This is a genomic window from Paramagnetospirillum kuznetsovii, from assembly GCF_003284725.1.
In the GTDB taxonomy this organism is placed as follows: Bacteria; Pseudomonadota; Alphaproteobacteria; order Rhodospirillales; family Magnetospirillaceae; genus Phaeospirillum; species Phaeospirillum kuznetsovii.
Genome location: NZ_PGTO01000001.1, coordinates 476,156 through 492,455 on the forward strand (window position 1 = coordinate 476,156; position 16,300 = coordinate 492,455).

Sequence of the window (16,300 nt, forward strand, 5' to 3'; positions counted from 1 at the left end):
CGGCCAGCAATGGCATCGGATAGTCACGACGATCTCGACGAACTGGACGAAGAGCCCTCGTTCGAGATCGTCGTCGACGATCCGGTCCCCAAGAAAGGGTTCAATCTGAACCTCAGGCCGATCCTGATCGGCCTGTTGGTTCTGGTATTGGGCGGCGGCCTTGGTTCCGCAATCTACCTTGCCATGAATTATGAAGCCCGCGACCTGATCGGGCTGCTCGATATTGGCGAATCGCCGCCGCGCCTGTCCCTGGCCCTGCCGGGTTTGGGCGACGTCGGCAAGCTCGCCGACATGGCCAAGCCCACGGATACCGGTCGGGGTGGCGGACTACTGACGCCGCCGGGGGGCGCGGGCGGCGCCTCGCCGGAAATGCTGAAGGCGATTCCCGACGATACGCCGCCGCCGGATGCGCCGCCCATGGCGTCTCCCACCGCCGCGCCCGCTGCTGCTCCAGCAGCCGCGCCCGCCGCCGCGCCGCCGCCCTCGGGCGATGCCGCCGCCGACGAGTTGGCCCGGCTGGAGGCCGGTTCCGCTCCCGCGCCCAAGGCGGCCAAGGTGGCGGCGGTGGATGCCACCGGCATGCCGACCCAGCCGAGCCCGCGCAGCGCCGACAAACAGCCGCCCAGTTTCGAGTCCATGGCCGCGCCAAAGGGCGAGATGAAGCCGCTGCTGGCCGCGCCGGTCCGGGAATTGCAGCGCAAGACCCAGGCGGGCGATCTGCCCTATCCCGGACCCGATGGCCGCCAGCCCTGGCAGGTCTATTCCCGGCCGTGGTCGGGGCCCGCCGACAAGGGCAAGGTGGCGGTGGTGGTGGTGGATCTCGGCCTGGACAAGACCGCCACCGAGGCGGCCATCGCCAAGCTGCCGCCGGAGGTCACCCTGGCCTTCAGCCCTTATGCTCCCAGCCTGGACAAGTGGATCAAGAAGGCCCGCGACTTCGGTCACGAAGTGCTGATGATCCTGCCGGCCGAAGGCCCCGGCTATCCGAGCCGCGATCCCGGCCCCTATGGACTGCTCAGCTCGCTGTCGCCGGAAGCCAATCTGAACCGGCTGGAAACCGTCATGGCCAAGGGCGCCGGTTATGCCGGTCTGGTCTCGCTGGGCTCCACCTACGGGGCCTCGCCGCTGATGGCCGCGACCCTGGCCGCCGTCAAGGAGCACGGCATCTATTTCCTGGGCGACGGCGCCGCTGGCGCCGGGAAGGGACCGCCCCTGGCCCCGGTCACCGCGATCGTGGATTCCGATCCGTTCAAGGAAGCCATCGACATGCGGCTCAATCAGGTCAGCATCCAGGCGCGCACCAAGGGTCAGGCGGTGGCGGTGATCAATGCCCGGCCCTTGTCCTTCATCCGGCTGATGGCGTGGCTGACCGATCTGGACGGCCAGAATCTGGTCCTGACCCCGGCCTCCACCGTCGTCCAGCAATCCTCCGGCCCCGGTAAATCATGAGCAAGAAGCACAAGCTCCCCAAGCTTCCCTACGAGCAACGGCCCTATCGCCCCGGCATCGGGCTGGTGCTGGTCAACGCCCAGGGCAAGGTCTTCGTCGCCCAGCGGGTGGATACCCCCGGCGACGCATGGCAATTCCCTCAGGGCGGCATCGACGAGGGCGAGGATCCGCGCCGCACCGTGCTGCGCGAGATGGAAGAGGAAATCGGCACGCCCAAGGCCGAGATCATCGCCGAATCCAAGGACTGGATCGCCTACGACCTACCCGCCGACATCGCCGACAAGGTGTGGAAGGGCCGCTTTCGCGGCCAGAAGCAGAAATGGTTCCTCGCCCGGTTCACCGGGAAGGATTCCGATATCGACCTCGAGACCGAGCACCCGGAATTCTGCCGCTGGCAATGGATGGATCTGGCCGAAACCCCCGCCATGATCGTCGGCTTCAAGCGCGCCCTCTACGAGCAGGTGGTGGCGGAATTCCTGCCCCTGGTCCGGGCGATGGACAAGGGCTGACCCATATGGAGCGCGGGCGTCCCGCCCGCTGAACGCCCTACGGGTGGGGACGCCCGCGCTCCATCTCCCAGAGTCGGTCAGGGGTTGGTGGAATCGGTTTTCCTTTTCGTCACCCTGGGGCTTGACCCGAGGGTCCATGGACGGCCAGCCCTGGCCCATGGCCGCCGCCGATTCACCACCAAGGCACCAAGGACACCAAGAGAGGGGAGCAAGCGGCCAACCCTTCCTCTTTCGTCATGGCCGGGCATATCCCGGCCGCCCTCGCGGTTCCGCTTCAACGTCTTATGAAGCAAGACGGCGTGGGCAAGACGGAGAGCAAAAAACCGCGTCGGCCTCTAGATGCTCAGCGGCGCGAAGAAGCGGCTGGGCAGGGCGATTTCGTCCTGGGCGGCGATCAACGCCAGTTCGCGGCGGCCTTGCTCGCGGGTCTTGGCCAGGATGCCGTAGAGGCTGGACACCGCCATGGACAGGGCTTCGGGCAAGTCCTCGCCGCGCAGCAGATGTCCCAGCAGCAAGGCCGACAGCACGTCGCCCGCGCCATTGGGCGGGGTGGGGAAGGCGATGGTGGGGGTGCGAACCGCCCAGGCGCCGTCCTTGGTCACCGCCGCGCAGGCCACCATGTTTTCCCCCGTCGGCAGGCTGGTGACCACCACCATGGCGGGGCCGGACTCCATTAAATGGCGCGCCGCCGTCACCGCCTCGGGCAGGTTGCCGACCGGAAGGCCGGTCAAATGGGCCAGTTCGAAGCGATTGGGCGTCACCACGTCGGCGGCGGGCACCAACCGTTCCGCCAGGATTTCCGGAATGCCCGGCTTGACATAAAGACCCGGCCCATCATCGCCCATCACCGGGTCGCACAGGAACAGAGCCTTGGGGTTGGCCATGCGGATTTCCGAGGCGGCGCGCAGCACCGCGTCCCCCGTCTTCGGGCGGCCCAGATAGCCGGACAGGATGCCGTCGCAGGATTTCAGCAGGCCCAGATCTTCCAGGCCGCCGACCACGTCGTTGAGATGGTCGGCGCCCATGACGCCGCCGCTCCACCGTCCGTGGCCGGGGTGGTTGGAAAACTGCACCGTATCCACCGGCCAAACGTCGAAACCCAACCGCTGCAACGGAAACACCGCCGCGGAATTACCCACATGGCCATAAGCGACGGCCGACTGGAAAGAAAGAATCTGCATGTCCAGACCTGTATAAACGACGGATTGTTGCGCTGCAACCTTGCCATCGGCGAGAGGTGTTGTTAGTGTGCCCCGCTTTTTCATATCAGGGAGTTCTCCCCATGGCGACCATCGCGCGGCCGCGCCGCTCCGTCCTTTACATGCCGGGCTCCAATCCCCGCGCCCTCGACAAGGCGCGGACGCTCGCCGCCGACGGCCTGATCCTGGATCTGGAGGACGCCGTCGCCCCCGACGCCAAGGACGCGGCCCGCGCCCAGGTGGTCGAGGCGGTCAAGGCCGGTGGCTATGGACGGCGCGAACTGCTGGTCCGCGTCAACGGCCTCGCCACCCCCTGGTTCCATGCCGACGTGGCCGCCGCCGCCGCCTCGGGCGCCGACGCCATCCTGATCCCCAAGGTGGAAAGCGCCGACGCGGTGCGGCTGACCGAGGCCATCATGGTGGCCAGCGGCGCCCCGGACACCATGGCCATCTGGTGCATGATGGAGACGCCGCGCGGTATCCTGCGCGCCGAGGAGATCGCGACGTCCAGCCCGCGCATGGCCGGTTTCGTCATGGGAACTTCCGATCTGGCCAAGGATCTGCACTGCGCCCATACCCGCGACCGCCTGCCCATGATCACCTCGCTGGGCCTGTGCCTGCTGGCGGCGCGCGCCCATGGCCTGGCGGCGTTGGACGGGGTCTATCTGGATCTGAACGACGACGAGGGTTTCGAATATTCCTGCCGCCAGGGCCTGGAACTGGGCTTCGATGGCAAGACCCTGATCCATCCCAAGACCATCGACATGGCCAATGCCGTCTTCGCCCCGTCGGAGAAGGAGATCGAGTGGTCCAAGAAGATCATCGCCGCCCATGCCGAGGCCGCCAGCGCAGGCAAGGGCGTCGTCGTGGTCGACGGCAAGCTGATCGAGAACCTGCATGTGGAAAATGCCCGGCGCGTGGTCGCCCTGGCCGAACAGATCGCCGCCACGGCCTAACGGAGTCCCCCTCATGACCAAGACCAATTCCGGCAACTTCTTCGAGGATTTCCGCCTCGGCCAGGTGATCAATCACGCCACGCCGCGCACCGTCACCTCGGGCGACGTGGCGCTGTACACCGCGCTCTACGGCTCGCGCTTCGCCGTCAATTCCTCGGCCGAATTCGCCAGGAAGATTGGTCTTCAGTCCGCTCCGGTGGACGATCTGCTGGCCTTCCACGTGGTGTTCGGCAAGACGGTCCCCGATGTCAGCCTCAACGCGGTGGCCAATCTGGGCTATGCCGCCGGGCGCTTCGGCGCGCCGGTCTATCCCGGCGACACCCTGACCACGGTGTCCACCGTCATCGGCCTGAAGGAGAATTCCAACAAGCAGACCGGCGTGGTCTATGTCCGCTCCAGCGGCACCAACCAGCGCGGCGAGATGGTGGTGGAATACGTGCGCTGGGTGATGGTGCGCAAGCGCGACGTCAACGCCGTCGTCGCCGAGGAGAAAGTCCCAGACCTGCCCGCCGCCGTCGCCGCCGCCGATCTGATCATCCCGGAAGGTCTCGGCCTCGGGGGCTATGACGATACCCTGGCCGGCAGCCCCCATCGCTGGGGCGACTACGCGGTGGGCGAGAAGATCGACCATGTGGACGGCATGACCATCGAGGAAGCCGAGCACATGATGGCGACAAGGCTGTGGCAGAACACCGCCAAGGTCCATTTCAACCAGTATACCGAGGGCCAGGGCCGCTTCGGCCGCCGCCTGATCTATGGCGGCCATATCATCAGCCTGGCGCGCGCCCTGTCCTTCAACGGGCTGGGCAACGCCTTCAAGCTGGTGGCCATCAACGGCGGCCGCCACGCCAATCCCACCTTCGCGGGCGATACCATCCACGCCTGGTCGGAAGTGCTGGAAAAGATCGAGGTGCCCGGCCGCTCCAACCTCGGCGCGCTCCGCCTGCGCCTCGTCGCCACCAAGAACCAACCCTGCGCCGCCTTCCCCTTCAAGGCGGAAAACGGCAAGGACTTCGACGCCTCGGTGGTGCTCGATCTCGACTACACGGTGCTGATGCCGCGCTGACCCGGTAGGGCGCCCAACCCCTTCGGGTGGGGTGTCCCGCCGAAAAGTGTGGTTCCTATCGTTGACTCCGAGGCCGCGAGCGGCTAAACACTTGCCGCATCGCCGCATAAGGGCCGCACTTCGGCTCACGTCGTCCGCACTTCAGGGGCTCTCGCCATGACAACGCGCAACCGGCCGCTTTCCCCGCATGTTCAGATCTACAAGATGCCCTTCACGGCCATCTTGTCCATCTCCCACCGCATCACCGGCATCGCGCTGGCTCTCGGCACCGTGGTGCTGGGCTATTGGCTGGCTTCGGCCGCCTACGGCCCCGCCGCCTATGGCCACGCCCAGGCGATCCTCGGTTCCTTGGTGGGAAAACTGGTGTTGTTCGGCTGGACCGGCGCGCTGTTCTATCACCTTTGCAACGGCATCCGTCACCTGTTCTGGGACGTGGGCCACGGCTATGAAAAGGCCGAAGCAGACAAGTCGGGCCGCATGGTCGTCGCGGCAGCCGCCGCGTTGACGCTGCTGGCCTGGATCATCGGTTAAGGGAGGGGCAGGCACATGAGCCTCAAATCCGCAGTCGGCCGCGCGCGCGGCCTCGGTTCCGCCAAGGAAGGCGCCGGCCATTTCTGGGCCCAGCGCGTTTCCGCCATCTTCCTGATCCCGCTGTCGCTGTGGTTCGCGGTTTCGGTGATGGGCCTGTCCCATGCCGATTACGCCACCTTCAAGGGCTGGATGGGTAAGCCGGGCAATGCCACGCTGATGGTCATGACGGTGATCACCGTTCTGTACCACGCCCATCTGGGACTTCAGATCGTGATCGAGGACTATGTCCATTGCGAGGCCAAGAAGCTTGTCTCGCTGATCGCGATGAAGTTCGCTGCTGTCTTCCTCGCCGTCTTCATGACGGTGTCGATCCTCAAAGTCGCGATTGGAGCCTGACGCCATGGCTGCCTACAAGATCATCGACCATACCTACGACGTGGTCGTCGTCGGCGCCGGTGGCGCCGGGCTGCGCGCCACCATGGGCATGGGCCAGGCCGGGTTCAAGACCGCCTGCATCACCAAGGTGTTCCCCACCCGCTCCCACACCGTGGCCGCCCAGGGCGGCATCGGCGCCTCGCTCGGCAACATGGCCGAGGACAATTGGAAGTGGCACATGTACGACACCGTCAAGGGGTCGGACTGGCTGGGCGACCAAGACGCCATCGAATATATGTGCCGCGAGGCGGTGCCCGCCGTGCACGAGCTGGAGCATTTCGGCGTGCCGTTCTCGCGCACCCCGGAAGGCAAGATCTATCAGCGCCCGTTCGGCGGCCACATGTCCAATTTCGGCGAGAAGCCGGTGCAGCGCGCCTGCGCCGCCGCCGACCGCACCGGGCATGCCATCCTGCACACGCTGTACTCCCAGTGCCTGAAGCACCAGTGCGAGTTCTTCATCGAGTATTTCGCCATCGACCTGATCATGGAGAACGGCGTCTGTCGCGGTGTCGTCGCCTGGAACCTGGACGACGGCACCTTGCATCGCTTCCGTGCCCATAAGGTGGTCCTGGCCACCGGCGGTTACGGCCGCGCCTTCTTCTCCTGCACCTCGGCCCATACCTGCACCGGCGACGGTCATGGTCTGGTGGCCCGCGCCGGTCTGCCGTTGCAGGACATGGAATTCGTGCAGTTCCATCCCACCGGCATCTATGGTTCGGGTTGCCTGATCACCGAGGGTGCCCGCGGCGAGGGTGGCTACGTCACCAATTCCGCCGGCGAGCGCTTCATGGAGCGTTATGCCCCGACCGCCAAGGATCTGGCGTCCCGCGACGTGGTGAGCCGCGCCATGACCATGGAAATCCGCGAGGGTCGTGGCGTCGGCAAGGAAAACGACCACATCTACCTGCATCTGGAGCATCTGGGAGCCGAGACCCTGGAACTGCGCCTGCCGGGCATTTCCGAGACGGCGAAGATCTTCGCTGGCGTGGACGTGACCAAGGAGCCGATCCCGGTGCTGCCGACCGTGCACTACAACATGGGCGGTATCCCCACCAATCTGCACGGCGAAGTGCTGTGTCCGACCAAGGACAACAGCGAGGCCACCGTCGAGGGCCTGATGGCCATCGGCGAAGCCGCCTGCGTGTCGGTGCACGGCGCCAACCGCCTGGGCACCAACTCGCTGCTGGACATCGTGGTGTTCGGCCGCGCCGCCGCGCTCCGCGCCGCCGAGACCCTGAAGCCCGGCACCCAGCACAAGCCGCTGCCCAAGGATGCCGGTGATCTGGCGGTGTCGCGCTTCGACCGTCTGCGCAACGCCTCGGGTTCCATGCATACCAGCGAGATCCGTCTGGCCATGCAGAAGACCATGCAGATGGACGCCGCCGTGTTCCGCACCTCCAAGTCGCTGGCCGAAGGTTGCGCCAAGATGGATCAGGTCGCCTCCACCCTGGGGCAGATCAAGATCAACGACCGGTCCACCGTGTGGAACTCGGATCTGGCGGAAGCTCTCGAGCTGGAAAACCTCATGGATTGCGCCCTGGCCACCATCGTGTCGGCGGAAGCCCGTCACGAAAGCCGTGGCGCCCATGCCCACGAGGATTATCCCGATCGCGACGATGTCAATTGGCAGAAGCACTCCCTGGCCGTGGTCGAGAATGGCAAGGTGAAGCTGGACTATCGTCCGGTCCACACCTACACGCTCACCGACGAAGTCGAGTACATCAAGCCGCAAAAGCGCGTGTACTAAGGCAAGGGTAAGGAGATACGCAAAATGGTCGATTTCGCCCTGCCCCCCAATTCCCGCGTTCAGCCCGGCAAGGTCTACAAGGCCGCCGGCGCCAAGCGGGTCAAGGTGTTCAAGATCTATCGCTACGATCCGGATTCGGGGGCCAATCCCCGGCTGGACAGCTACGAGATCGATCTCGACAACTGCGGCCCCATGGTCCTGGACGCCCTTTTGAAGATCAAGAACGAGATCGACTCGACCTTGACCTTCCGCCGGTCCTGCCGCGAGGGCATCTGCGGTTCCTGCGCCATGAACATCGACGGCACCAACACCCTGTCCTGCCTGAAGCCCATCGAGGACATCGCGGGCGAGGCCGCCATCTATCCGCTGCCGCACATGCCGGTGGTCAAGGATCTGATCCCCGACCTGACCATGCCCTATGCCCAGTTGGCCTCGGTCAAGCCGTGGATGCAGACCCAGACCGCTCCGCCGCCGGACGGCGAGCGTCTGCAGTCGCCGGAAGAGCGCGAGAAGCTGGACGGTTTGTGGGAATGCATCCTGTGCTTCTGCTGCCAGACCAGCTGCCCCAGCTACTGGTGGAACGGTGACCGTTATCTCGGCCCGGCCGTGCTGTTGCAGGCCGCCCGCTGGATCCTGGACTCCCGCGACGAGATGACCGGCGAGCGTCTGGATGCGCTTGAAGATCCCTTCAAGCTGTATCGCTGCCACACCATCATGAACTGCACCAAGACCTGCCCCAAGGGCCTTAACCCGGCCAAGGCCATCGGTGCCATCAAGGAAAAGCTGATCGAACGCCGCCTCTGATCGGCACGACCCGGCAAGCGAAAGCGGGGCGGCTCAGGCGAGCCGCCCCGCTTTTCATTTTACTGGTCCTGGTCCCCGTCGTCGGCCTTTTCGGTCTTTTGGCCGCGCACCCATCGATCCACCTGACCCGGCATGAACGGATTAATGTAAGAGCCATTCGCCAACCGCATATTGGGATCGACGCAGGAATAGACGGCGAGGTGGGGCACCGTCAGACGGCACTGCCATTTGTATTCCTGGATCAGGATCGCTTGCAGTCCATAGACCTCGCAGGCCTCCGAGGCCAAGTGGTCGCGTTTCTCGGTCGGCGCGTCGCCGTCATAGCAAACCGTCAGCGTTCCGTTATAGCCGGGCAGCTTCTGCTTCTTGACGGAGCGCACCGTATAGCTCCGATCGACGAAGGCTTCGCCACTGGCGCAGCCGGTCACCGCCGCCGCCACCAGCACTAAAACGGTCATGCGAAGCAAACCCATGAAATTCGACCTCGAAAGCGGCGAAACCCCCAATGTTTAGCGCAAGCCGACGAATTTGGAAACAGGCGCCAATCAGACGGGTGCCATGATCGTGGGAGTCTGCTAAAGGATTTAAAGAGTTGGGGGGCTGTAGGGCGTTGTCTCTGCGCGCGCGGGGGGCTATTCTCGGAACGGTTCGAAGTTCCCCGGGGCGGGAAGGAGGAGAATCTCGATGGCTGATGGTAAGAAATTTCGTCTGGTGACGCGCAGTGATTTCGACGGCTTGGTCTGTGCCGTGCTGCTGAAGCAGTTGGACCTGATCGACGACATCAAGTTCGTGCATCCCAAGGATATGCAAGACGGTGTGATCGAGATCGGCCCCAACGACATCACCACCAACCTGCCCTATGTGGAAGGCGTCCATATCGCCTTCGACCACCATTTGTCCGAGACCATCCGCGTCGGTCGCAAGGATAACCACATCATCGAGTCCGAGGCGCCCTCGGCCGCTCGCGTGGTCTATAACTATTACGGCGGCGCCGCCAAATTCCCCGCCTCGTGGGACAAGATGATGGCGGCGGTGGACCAGGGCGATTCGGCGCAGTACTCGCTGGAAGAAATCCTCAACCCCGACGGTTGGACCCTGCTGAACTACATCATGGACGCCCGCACCGGGCTGGGCCGTTTCCGCGAGTTCCGCATCTCCAATTACCAGTTGATGATGAACCTCATCGACTATTGCCGCGATCACACCATCGAGGACATCCTGAAGCTCCCCGACGTCAAGGAGCGCACCGACCTCTATTTCGAGCACGCGGTGAAGTTCAAGGATCAGATTACCCGCTGTTCCACCCTGCACAAGAATCTGGTGGTGCTGGACCTGCGCGGCGAGGAAACCATCTTCGCGGGCAATCGCTTCATGATCTACGCCATGTTCCCCGAGACCAATGTCTCGATCCATGTGCTGTGGGGCGTGAAGAAGCAGAACACCGTCTTCGCCATCGGCAAGTCCATCGTCAACCGGTCCAGCAAGACCAATGTGGGCGAGCTGTGCCTGAAATACGGCGGCGGCGGCCATATGGCGGCGGGCACCTGTCAGGTGGACAACGCCGTATGCGACAAGGTGCTGGGCGATCTGGTCGCCAAGATCAACGCCGACGGCTGAGGTTCAAGTCCGGGGCGCGGGGCGGCCGATCCGTCCCGCGCCTCGGTTCTTTTCACCGCAAGAGTAGAGTTCCCTATGGGCGAAGGCCCCCTGTTCGCCTACCGCGCCAAGCTTGAAGCGGGCGAGGTCAAGCCCGACCCCGCCCAGGAATTGGCGGTGGAAAAGCTGCAAAGCCTGCATCATGCCCTGGCCAAGTATCGTCCATCCCTGGGCGAGGCCGGCTGGCTGGCCCGCTTTGGCCTGAAGAAGGCCGCGCCTGGGTCCACCTGGACCTGGCATGGCGGCGACGGCGAGCAGGAAACCCCAAAGCACGGCCTCTACATCTTCGGCGAGGTGGGGCGCGGCAAGTCCATGCTCATGGACCTGTTCTTCCACGCCACCACCATCACCGGCAAGAAGCGCGTCCACTTCCACGAGTTCATGCGTGACCTGCACGCCAATATCCACAAGTGGCGGCAAAATCCGACGCCGGGCGAATCCGACCCCATCCCCAAACTGGCCCGCGCCATCTCGTCCCAGGCCTGGCTGCTGTGTCTGGACGAATTGCAGATTACCGATATCGCCGATGCCATGATCGTCGGCCGCCTGTTCCAGTGCCTGCTGGACGACGGCGTGGTGGTGGTGATCACCTCGAACCGGCCGCCAGGCGACCTTTACAAAGACGGATTGCAGCGCGACCGCTTCATCCCCTTCATCCGCCTGATCGAGGCCAAGCTGGACGTGCTGGAACTGAATTCCGAGCGCGATTACCGGCTGGGCCGCAAGCGCGGCCTGCAGGTCTATCACGCGCCGCTCAGCGACGCCGCCGAATCCGCCCTTGAACTGGCCTTCGCCCGCCTGACCGAGGGGGCGCATGCCATGCCCCACAGCTTCGAGGTCAACGGCCGCCAGTTCAAGGTGCCGCTTGCCGCCGTCGGCGTCGCCCGCTTCTCGTTCCAGCAGCTGTGCGGCGCGGCGCTGGGGCCCAGCGACTACCTCGCATTGGCCGAGCGCTACCACACCCTGGTCCTGTCCGACATCCCGCTGCTGTCGCCCGCCAACAAGGACGAAGCGCGGCGCTTCGTCACCCTGATCGACGCGCTGTATGAACGCAAGGTCACCCTGGTCTGCTCGGCCGCCGCCCCGGCGGAAGTCCTCTACCCCGAAGGCGTCGGCGCCTTCGAGTTCCAACGCACCGTCTCCCGCCTGATGGAAATGCAGGCCGAGGATTATGTGCTCAGGGAGCATGTGGAGTAGGGGGGGGGCGGTGCGCGCCCCTGCGAGGGCAAAGCCAAGGCGGAAGCATGAAGAATGAGCAAGGGGGCGAGCCCCCTCGCGCCCCCCCCCCTTTTGTTTAGGCACACAATTCTCATTCCATAGGGGAGTTTTCCGCAGATTGCGGCCACGGCCAAGCCGCCAGAGGCGGCGCCCGGCGAGGGGCATAAAGATAAGCGAGACCATCGTGCGTCACATTTGACGCTCGATGGTCTAATAGTTCCACTCCTTGACACCACCCCTACCGCGAGCATATATTAGTCGCATGCATCCGGCGAGGCGAGCATGGGAAATGTATACAATCAATCAATCGGCAAGAACTCACTGTTTGAGCACCTTTTCATAGAAATAACGAATGACGACATATTTGGCGTCAACTCAAAGCATAGTTTTATAATTACAGACGACCAGGTTCGAGAGTCTGGGTATTGCGGCAGGCCGGCAATCGAAAGTCAGGTGATAAAATATTTTACTAAGGCTTCTGAGTTCTCCGGACTTATTCTTCTTGGATCTGAGGGGTGTGGCAAGTCAACGCTATTTAATTATGTTATAGGTAATCTTGCCAAGTTTAATAAGAAAGCGGATTGCAAAAATCCACGGCTCATCCGAATTAATTGTGGGGAGTGGGTGTCGGCGGAGTCTGTCTCTGGGCGATTTCATTCCGAGATAAAGGACTGCATTAATACGCCGGAATTTCTTGATCTGCGTGAGGGGTATGAGGATTTTAGAATTGCTGCTGAAAAAATAAAATTAATTGTTCCAAGAATGAGCGAGATCTCTAAAAATAAAGATTTTGTTGATAGGTTGCTGGCATTTTCTATGTGCTCCTGCAAAGCTGCAGGAGACTATGGCGCCATATGTCTGATCTTGGATAATCTCGATACGCTTGATTTCGCGCGTCAGCTTTCGGTGTTTCTGGAGGTTCATGATACGATCAACAGCATGCGCCGCCTTCACGAGATATATAAGCAGGCATCGCTGCCGGTAATGTGCAAGTACTTCTCACTTGTAGTTCCCATGCGGCCAGAGACAAGGCAGATCATATCAAATGCAATGGGGCAGACATGGCCATTTGTTGGGCGAACATATCATCTGGTGGATATGAGTGAGGCTCCGCACCCTAATTCTTTTGATTTATCCCTCAAAAGAATCAAGAATCATCGACTTTTTTCTGATGCAAATATTGATGAAATCAAGATTCTTATAAAGGGCATCTATGAAAGTGGTGGGAAATATCAGCCTGAAAGAACATTCCAGCTCACGATAAATGAGCCGAGTGATTTTATTGAAAATTTCATTATTTGGCTCAGGCACAAAACCACTGGTAGTGATCGTGTCGCAAGTTTTACGGGAAGATCTATTAGGAGGCAGCTTCAGTTCACTTTCAAGGTCATTGGTCATCCAACTCCTTTACAGGCTTACGTGGATGCAGAATACATGGGAATGGAAGACCGCGAGGTTGATGCCAAGATATGGGATGCCATGTGGGATTTCTGCCAACCCATAGGGCATGGTAGCCCCGTTGAATTCACGTCATTCATGCTGAACCCGTACAGGCTTATTACGGATCAGATAGTTCGGCATCGCTCTCCGTTGATTGGTTTATTTGCAATCATGCATATGACGGCGGCCTCGAAGGCTGACGGAAACCATGCGCAATATTTTGTCATTGAAGCTGAGAACATTATTAATCACTTGCGGGAGATGTCGTACTCAGACGATGCAATTATACTTGCAATAAAAGGATTTACGCATGCTGGTATATTGATACCTAGAAAGGATCAGATGTATATCGATGGTAGCGGGTGTAACATGCAGTTATACTCAAACTATTTCATTGATGCAAAGTTATTGTCAGAATACCATAAAATCATATTCTTTATCGGGAAGAGTCATTGGAAAAGTGGTATATACTATACGCATTGCTACAGGCATGCGACAAAGGCTGCGTCGTTTCTTCCGTACTACGCCCAAGTTGATCGCCTCGACCTGCAGGAAAAATTTCTGCGAGACATTATTAACGCGGAAAAAAGATTGAAATCCAACATGCTTTCTCTGATGGACATGAAGCGGTGTATCTCGCTCAAGCGTAAATCTGTCGTGGGGCAAATTGGGAAAACTTGGGTTTTGCAGATGCAGACGCTTGCCAACGAATTGAGCGGAAGGGTTTCGGGTGATGCTGAGTATCGTCTGGGCGAGGTGCGTGCGAAATTGCACACTTTGAACAAGGATGTTTCCTCCTTCTCTGATCTCCTTTTTATATAGAAGCCCGCCCTCGACCGCCCCACCCCCTAGGGTAGGCCTAATCCCCCTCCGGGTAGGTAAACTTACAACGACTCCAAAGCTTTAAGTCCTTGGTCATACCGGCCTGGGGCCAGTGTTCGGAAATCACAGGATTTACGGGCAGGGCGGCTTTGCGTGTGCGGCATGCCAATCCGCTTGCCCTTGGGCGCGAATCGGGTTACCAAAGCCGCCCAGGCCTTTTTCGCGCGCATCGCGCGCCCCACCCGTTTGTCTAGAACCATCTCCACGTTCGAGGGAACCCCATCCATGGCACGCAAGAAGATCGCTCTCGTAGGGTCCGGCAATATCGGCGGCACTCTCGCCCACCTGATTGGCCTCAAGGAATTGGGCGATGTCGTTATGTTCGACATCGCCGAGGGTATCCCTCAGGGCAAGAGTCTCGACATTCTCGAATCCACCCCGGTCGAGGGCTGTGATGCCCGCTATTCCGGCGCCAACGACTATTCGGCCATCAAGGATGCCGACGTGGTCATCGTCACCGCCGGTGTCCCGCGCAAGCCGGGCATGAGCCGCGACGATCTGGTCGGCATCAACCTGAAGGTCATGGCCGCCGTTGGCGAAGGCATCAAGAAGAACTGCCCCGGCGCCTTCGTGATCTGCATCACCAACCCGCTGGACGTCATGGTCTGGGCGTTGCAGCATTATTCGGGCGTGCCCGCCAACATGATCGTCGGCATGGCCGGCGTGCTGGATTCGGCTCGTTTCCGCACCTTCCTCTGTGAAGAGTTCAACGTCTCGGTCGAAGACGTCACCGCCTTCGTGCTGGGCGGCCATGGCGACACCATGGTCCCGCTGCCCCGCTACTCCACCGTCGCCGGCATTCCGCTGCCCGATCTGGTGAAGATGGGCTGGACCACCCAGGAGAAGCTGGACAAGATCGTGCAGCGCACCCGTGACGGCGGCGCCGAGATTGTCAATCTGCTGAAGACCGGCTCGGCCTATTACGCTCCGGCCGCCTCGGGCGTCCAGATGGCCGAAGCCTTCCTGAAGGACAAGAAGCGCGTCCTGCCCGTCGCCACCCTGGTCAAGGGCGGCACCTATGGCCAGCCCGACGACGTCTTCGTCGGCGTGCCGGTGGTGATCGGCGAAAAGGGCGTCGAGCGCATTGTCGAGATCGAGCTGAACGCCGCCGAACAGGCCGAGTTCAACAAGTCTGCCGATGCCGTCCGTGGCCTGGTGAAGGTCGCCAAGGGCCTGATGGGCTAAGTCAACGCGAAAGGGGACGTAATCCCATGAATATCCATGAGTATCAGGGCAAGCAGGTGCTGGCCAAGTACGGCGTCGCCGTGCTGAAGGGCGGCGTCGCCTACACCGCCGCCGAAGCCATCCAGGTGGCCAAGGAACTGGGCGGCCCGGTGTGGGTCGTCAAGTCGCAGATCCATGCGGGCGGTCGCGGCAAGGGCAAGTTCAAGGACGACACCTCGGGCAAGGGCGGCGTTCGCGTCGTGAAGTCCGTCGAGGATGTCGGCGCCAATGTGGAACAGATGATCGGCAAGGTTCTCGTCACCGCCCAGACCGGCCCGGCCGGCAAGGAAGTGAAGCGGGTCTATATCGAGCAGGGCTGCGACATCCGTCGCGAACTGTATCTGTCCATGCTGATCGACCGGGCCACCTGCCGCGTCACCATCGTCGCCTCCACCGAGGGCGGCATGGAGATCGAGGAAGTCGCCCACAAGCACCCGGAAAAGATCCTGAAGGCCGCCATCGACCCGGTGGAAGGCTTCCAGCAGTATCACGGCCGCCAGATCGCTTTCGGTCTCGGCCTCGAGGGCAAGCAGGTCAACACCGCCGTCAAGTTCATGGGCGCGCTGTATAAGGCGTTCATGGAGCTGGATTGCTCGGTGGTCGAAATCAACCCGCTGGTGGTCACCGGCGACGATCAGCTGATCGCGCTGGACGCCAAGGTGAACTTCGACGACAACGCCCTGTTCCGTCACAAGGACATCGAAGAGCTGCGCGACGAGTCGGAAGAAGACCCGGCCGAGCTCGAAGCCGCCCGTCATGCCCTGAACTACATCAAGCTGGACGGTCAGATCGGCTGCATGGTCAATGGCGCCGGTCTCGCCATGGCCACCATGGACATCATCAAGCTGTACGGCGCCGAGCCGGCCAACTTCCTCGATGTCGGCGGCGGCGCCACCAAGGAGCGCGTCACCACCGCCTTCAAGCTGATCCTGTCCGACCCGAATGTCGAAGGCATCCTGGTCAACATCTTCGGCGGCATCATGCGCTGCGACGTCATCGCCGAAGGCGTTGTCGCCGCCGCCCGTGAAGTCAGCCTGAACGTCCCGCTGGTCGTTCGTCTGGAAGGTACCAACGTCGAGTTGGGCAAGAAGATCATGGCCCAGAGCGGTCTGCCGATCATTGCCGCCGACAATCTTGCCGATGCCGCCGAGAAGGTGGTGAAGGCCGTGAAGGAGGCTGCATAA

The 16,300-nt window shown here is 61.8% G+C and carries 15 protein-coding genes; 13 read left to right on the forward strand and 2 right to left on the reverse strand.

The annotated features are described in order from the left end of the window. Positions 1-9 precede the first annotated feature (9 nt). Together CU669_RS02285 and CU669_RS02290 are read left to right on the forward strand one after the other, a co-directional pair. The gene (locus CU669_RS02285; RefSeq protein WP_112142153.1) at positions 10-1,449 is read left to right on the forward strand and encodes a divergent polysaccharide deacetylase family protein; all 1,440 of its coding nucleotides are present in this window, start codon (positions 10-12) and stop codon (positions 1,447-1,449) included. Further along, entirely contained in the window at positions 1,446-1,958 is a 513-nt protein-coding gene (locus tag CU669_RS02290; protein WP_112142154.1) for an RNA pyrophosphohydrolase, read from the forward strand. The genes CU669_RS02285 and CU669_RS02290 overlap by 4 nt, the downstream gene beginning before the upstream one ends. 335 nt (positions 1,959-2,293) lie before the next feature. On the opposite strand, the gene pdxY is transcribed toward CU669_RS02290, so the two are convergent. Then, entirely contained in the window at positions 2,294-3,139 is an 846-nt protein-coding gene (gene pdxY / locus CU669_RS02295; RefSeq protein WP_112142155.1) for a pyridoxal kinase PdxY, read from the reverse strand. Between the two features lie 101 nt (positions 3,140-3,240). Between pdxY and CU669_RS02300 the strand changes: the two genes are divergently transcribed. From CU669_RS02300 to CU669_RS02325, 6 genes are all read left to right on the forward strand, one after another. Beyond that, complete coding sequence (locus tag CU669_RS02300; RefSeq protein ID WP_112142156.1) at positions 3,241-4,113, forward strand: HpcH/HpaI aldolase/citrate lyase family protein; 873 nt, start codon at positions 3,241-3,243, stop codon at positions 4,111-4,113. A 13-nt stretch (positions 4,114-4,126) separates the two neighbouring features. Then, positions 4,127-5,179, forward strand: a complete 1,053-nt coding sequence (locus CU669_RS02305; RefSeq protein ID WP_112142157.1) for a MaoC family dehydratase — start codon at positions 4,127-4,129, stop codon at positions 5,177-5,179. 156 nt (positions 5,180-5,335) lie between these two features. After that, positions 5,336-5,710, forward strand: coding sequence for a succinate dehydrogenase, cytochrome b556 subunit (sdhC, locus tag CU669_RS02310; protein WP_112142158.1), 375 nt, complete (start codon positions 5,336-5,338; stop codon positions 5,708-5,710). Positions 5,711-5,725: 15 nt separating this feature from the next. Next, complete coding sequence (sdhD, locus tag CU669_RS02315) at positions 5,726-6,106, forward strand: succinate dehydrogenase, hydrophobic membrane anchor protein (RefSeq protein WP_112142159.1); 381 nt, start codon at positions 5,726-5,728, stop codon at positions 6,104-6,106. Between the two features lie 4 nt (positions 6,107-6,110). Beyond that, positions 6,111-7,892: a succinate dehydrogenase flavoprotein subunit gene (sdhA, locus tag CU669_RS02320; RefSeq protein WP_112142160.1), complete on the forward strand. Its 1,782-nt coding sequence runs from the start codon at positions 6,111-6,113 to the stop codon at positions 7,890-7,892. A gap of 24 nt (positions 7,893-7,916) precedes the next feature. Continuing rightward, on the forward strand, positions 7,917-8,696 hold the full coding sequence (locus CU669_RS02325; RefSeq protein WP_112142161.1) for a succinate dehydrogenase iron-sulfur subunit: 780 nt from the start codon (positions 7,917-7,919) through the stop codon (positions 8,694-8,696). 59 nt (positions 8,697-8,755) lie between these two features. Here the strand turns inward: CU669_RS02325 and CU669_RS02330 are convergent, their stop codons facing one another. After that, the gene (locus CU669_RS02330; protein ID WP_239988486.1) at positions 8,756-9,154 is read right to left on the reverse strand and encodes a hypothetical protein; all 399 of its coding nucleotides are present in this window, start codon (positions 9,152-9,154) and stop codon (positions 8,756-8,758) included. A gap of 226 nt (positions 9,155-9,380) precedes the next feature. Here CU669_RS02330 and CU669_RS02335 point away from each other — a divergent pair, with 226 nt between their 5' ends. The 5 genes from CU669_RS02335 (at position 9,381) to sucC (ending at position 16,300) form a co-directional block, all read left to right on the forward strand. After that, the gene (locus CU669_RS02335) at positions 9,381-10,313 is read left to right on the forward strand and encodes an exopolyphosphatase (protein ID WP_112142163.1); all 933 of its coding nucleotides are present in this window, start codon (positions 9,381-9,383) and stop codon (positions 10,311-10,313) included. A 75-nt stretch (positions 10,314-10,388) separates the two neighbouring features. Next, positions 10,389-11,549, forward strand: a complete 1,161-nt coding sequence (zapE, locus tag CU669_RS02340; protein WP_112142164.1) for a cell division protein ZapE — start codon at positions 10,389-10,391, stop codon at positions 11,547-11,549. Positions 11,550-11,852: 303 nt separating this feature from the next. Further along, positions 11,853-13,832 carry a hypothetical protein gene (locus CU669_RS02345; RefSeq protein WP_146747646.1) on the forward strand — a complete coding sequence of 660 codons (1,980 nt, stop codon included), beginning with the start codon at positions 11,853-11,855 and terminating at the stop codon, positions 13,830-13,832. Between the two features lie 285 nt (positions 13,833-14,117). Continuing rightward, entirely contained in the window at positions 14,118-15,077 is a 960-nt protein-coding gene (gene mdh, locus CU669_RS02350; protein ID WP_112142268.1) for a malate dehydrogenase, read from the forward strand. Positions 15,078-15,103: 26 nt separating this feature from the next. After that, positions 15,104-16,300 carry an ADP-forming succinate--CoA ligase subunit beta gene (gene sucC, locus CU669_RS02355; protein ID WP_112142166.1) on the forward strand — a complete coding sequence of 399 codons (1,197 nt, stop codon included), beginning with the start codon at positions 15,104-15,106 and terminating at the stop codon, positions 16,298-16,300.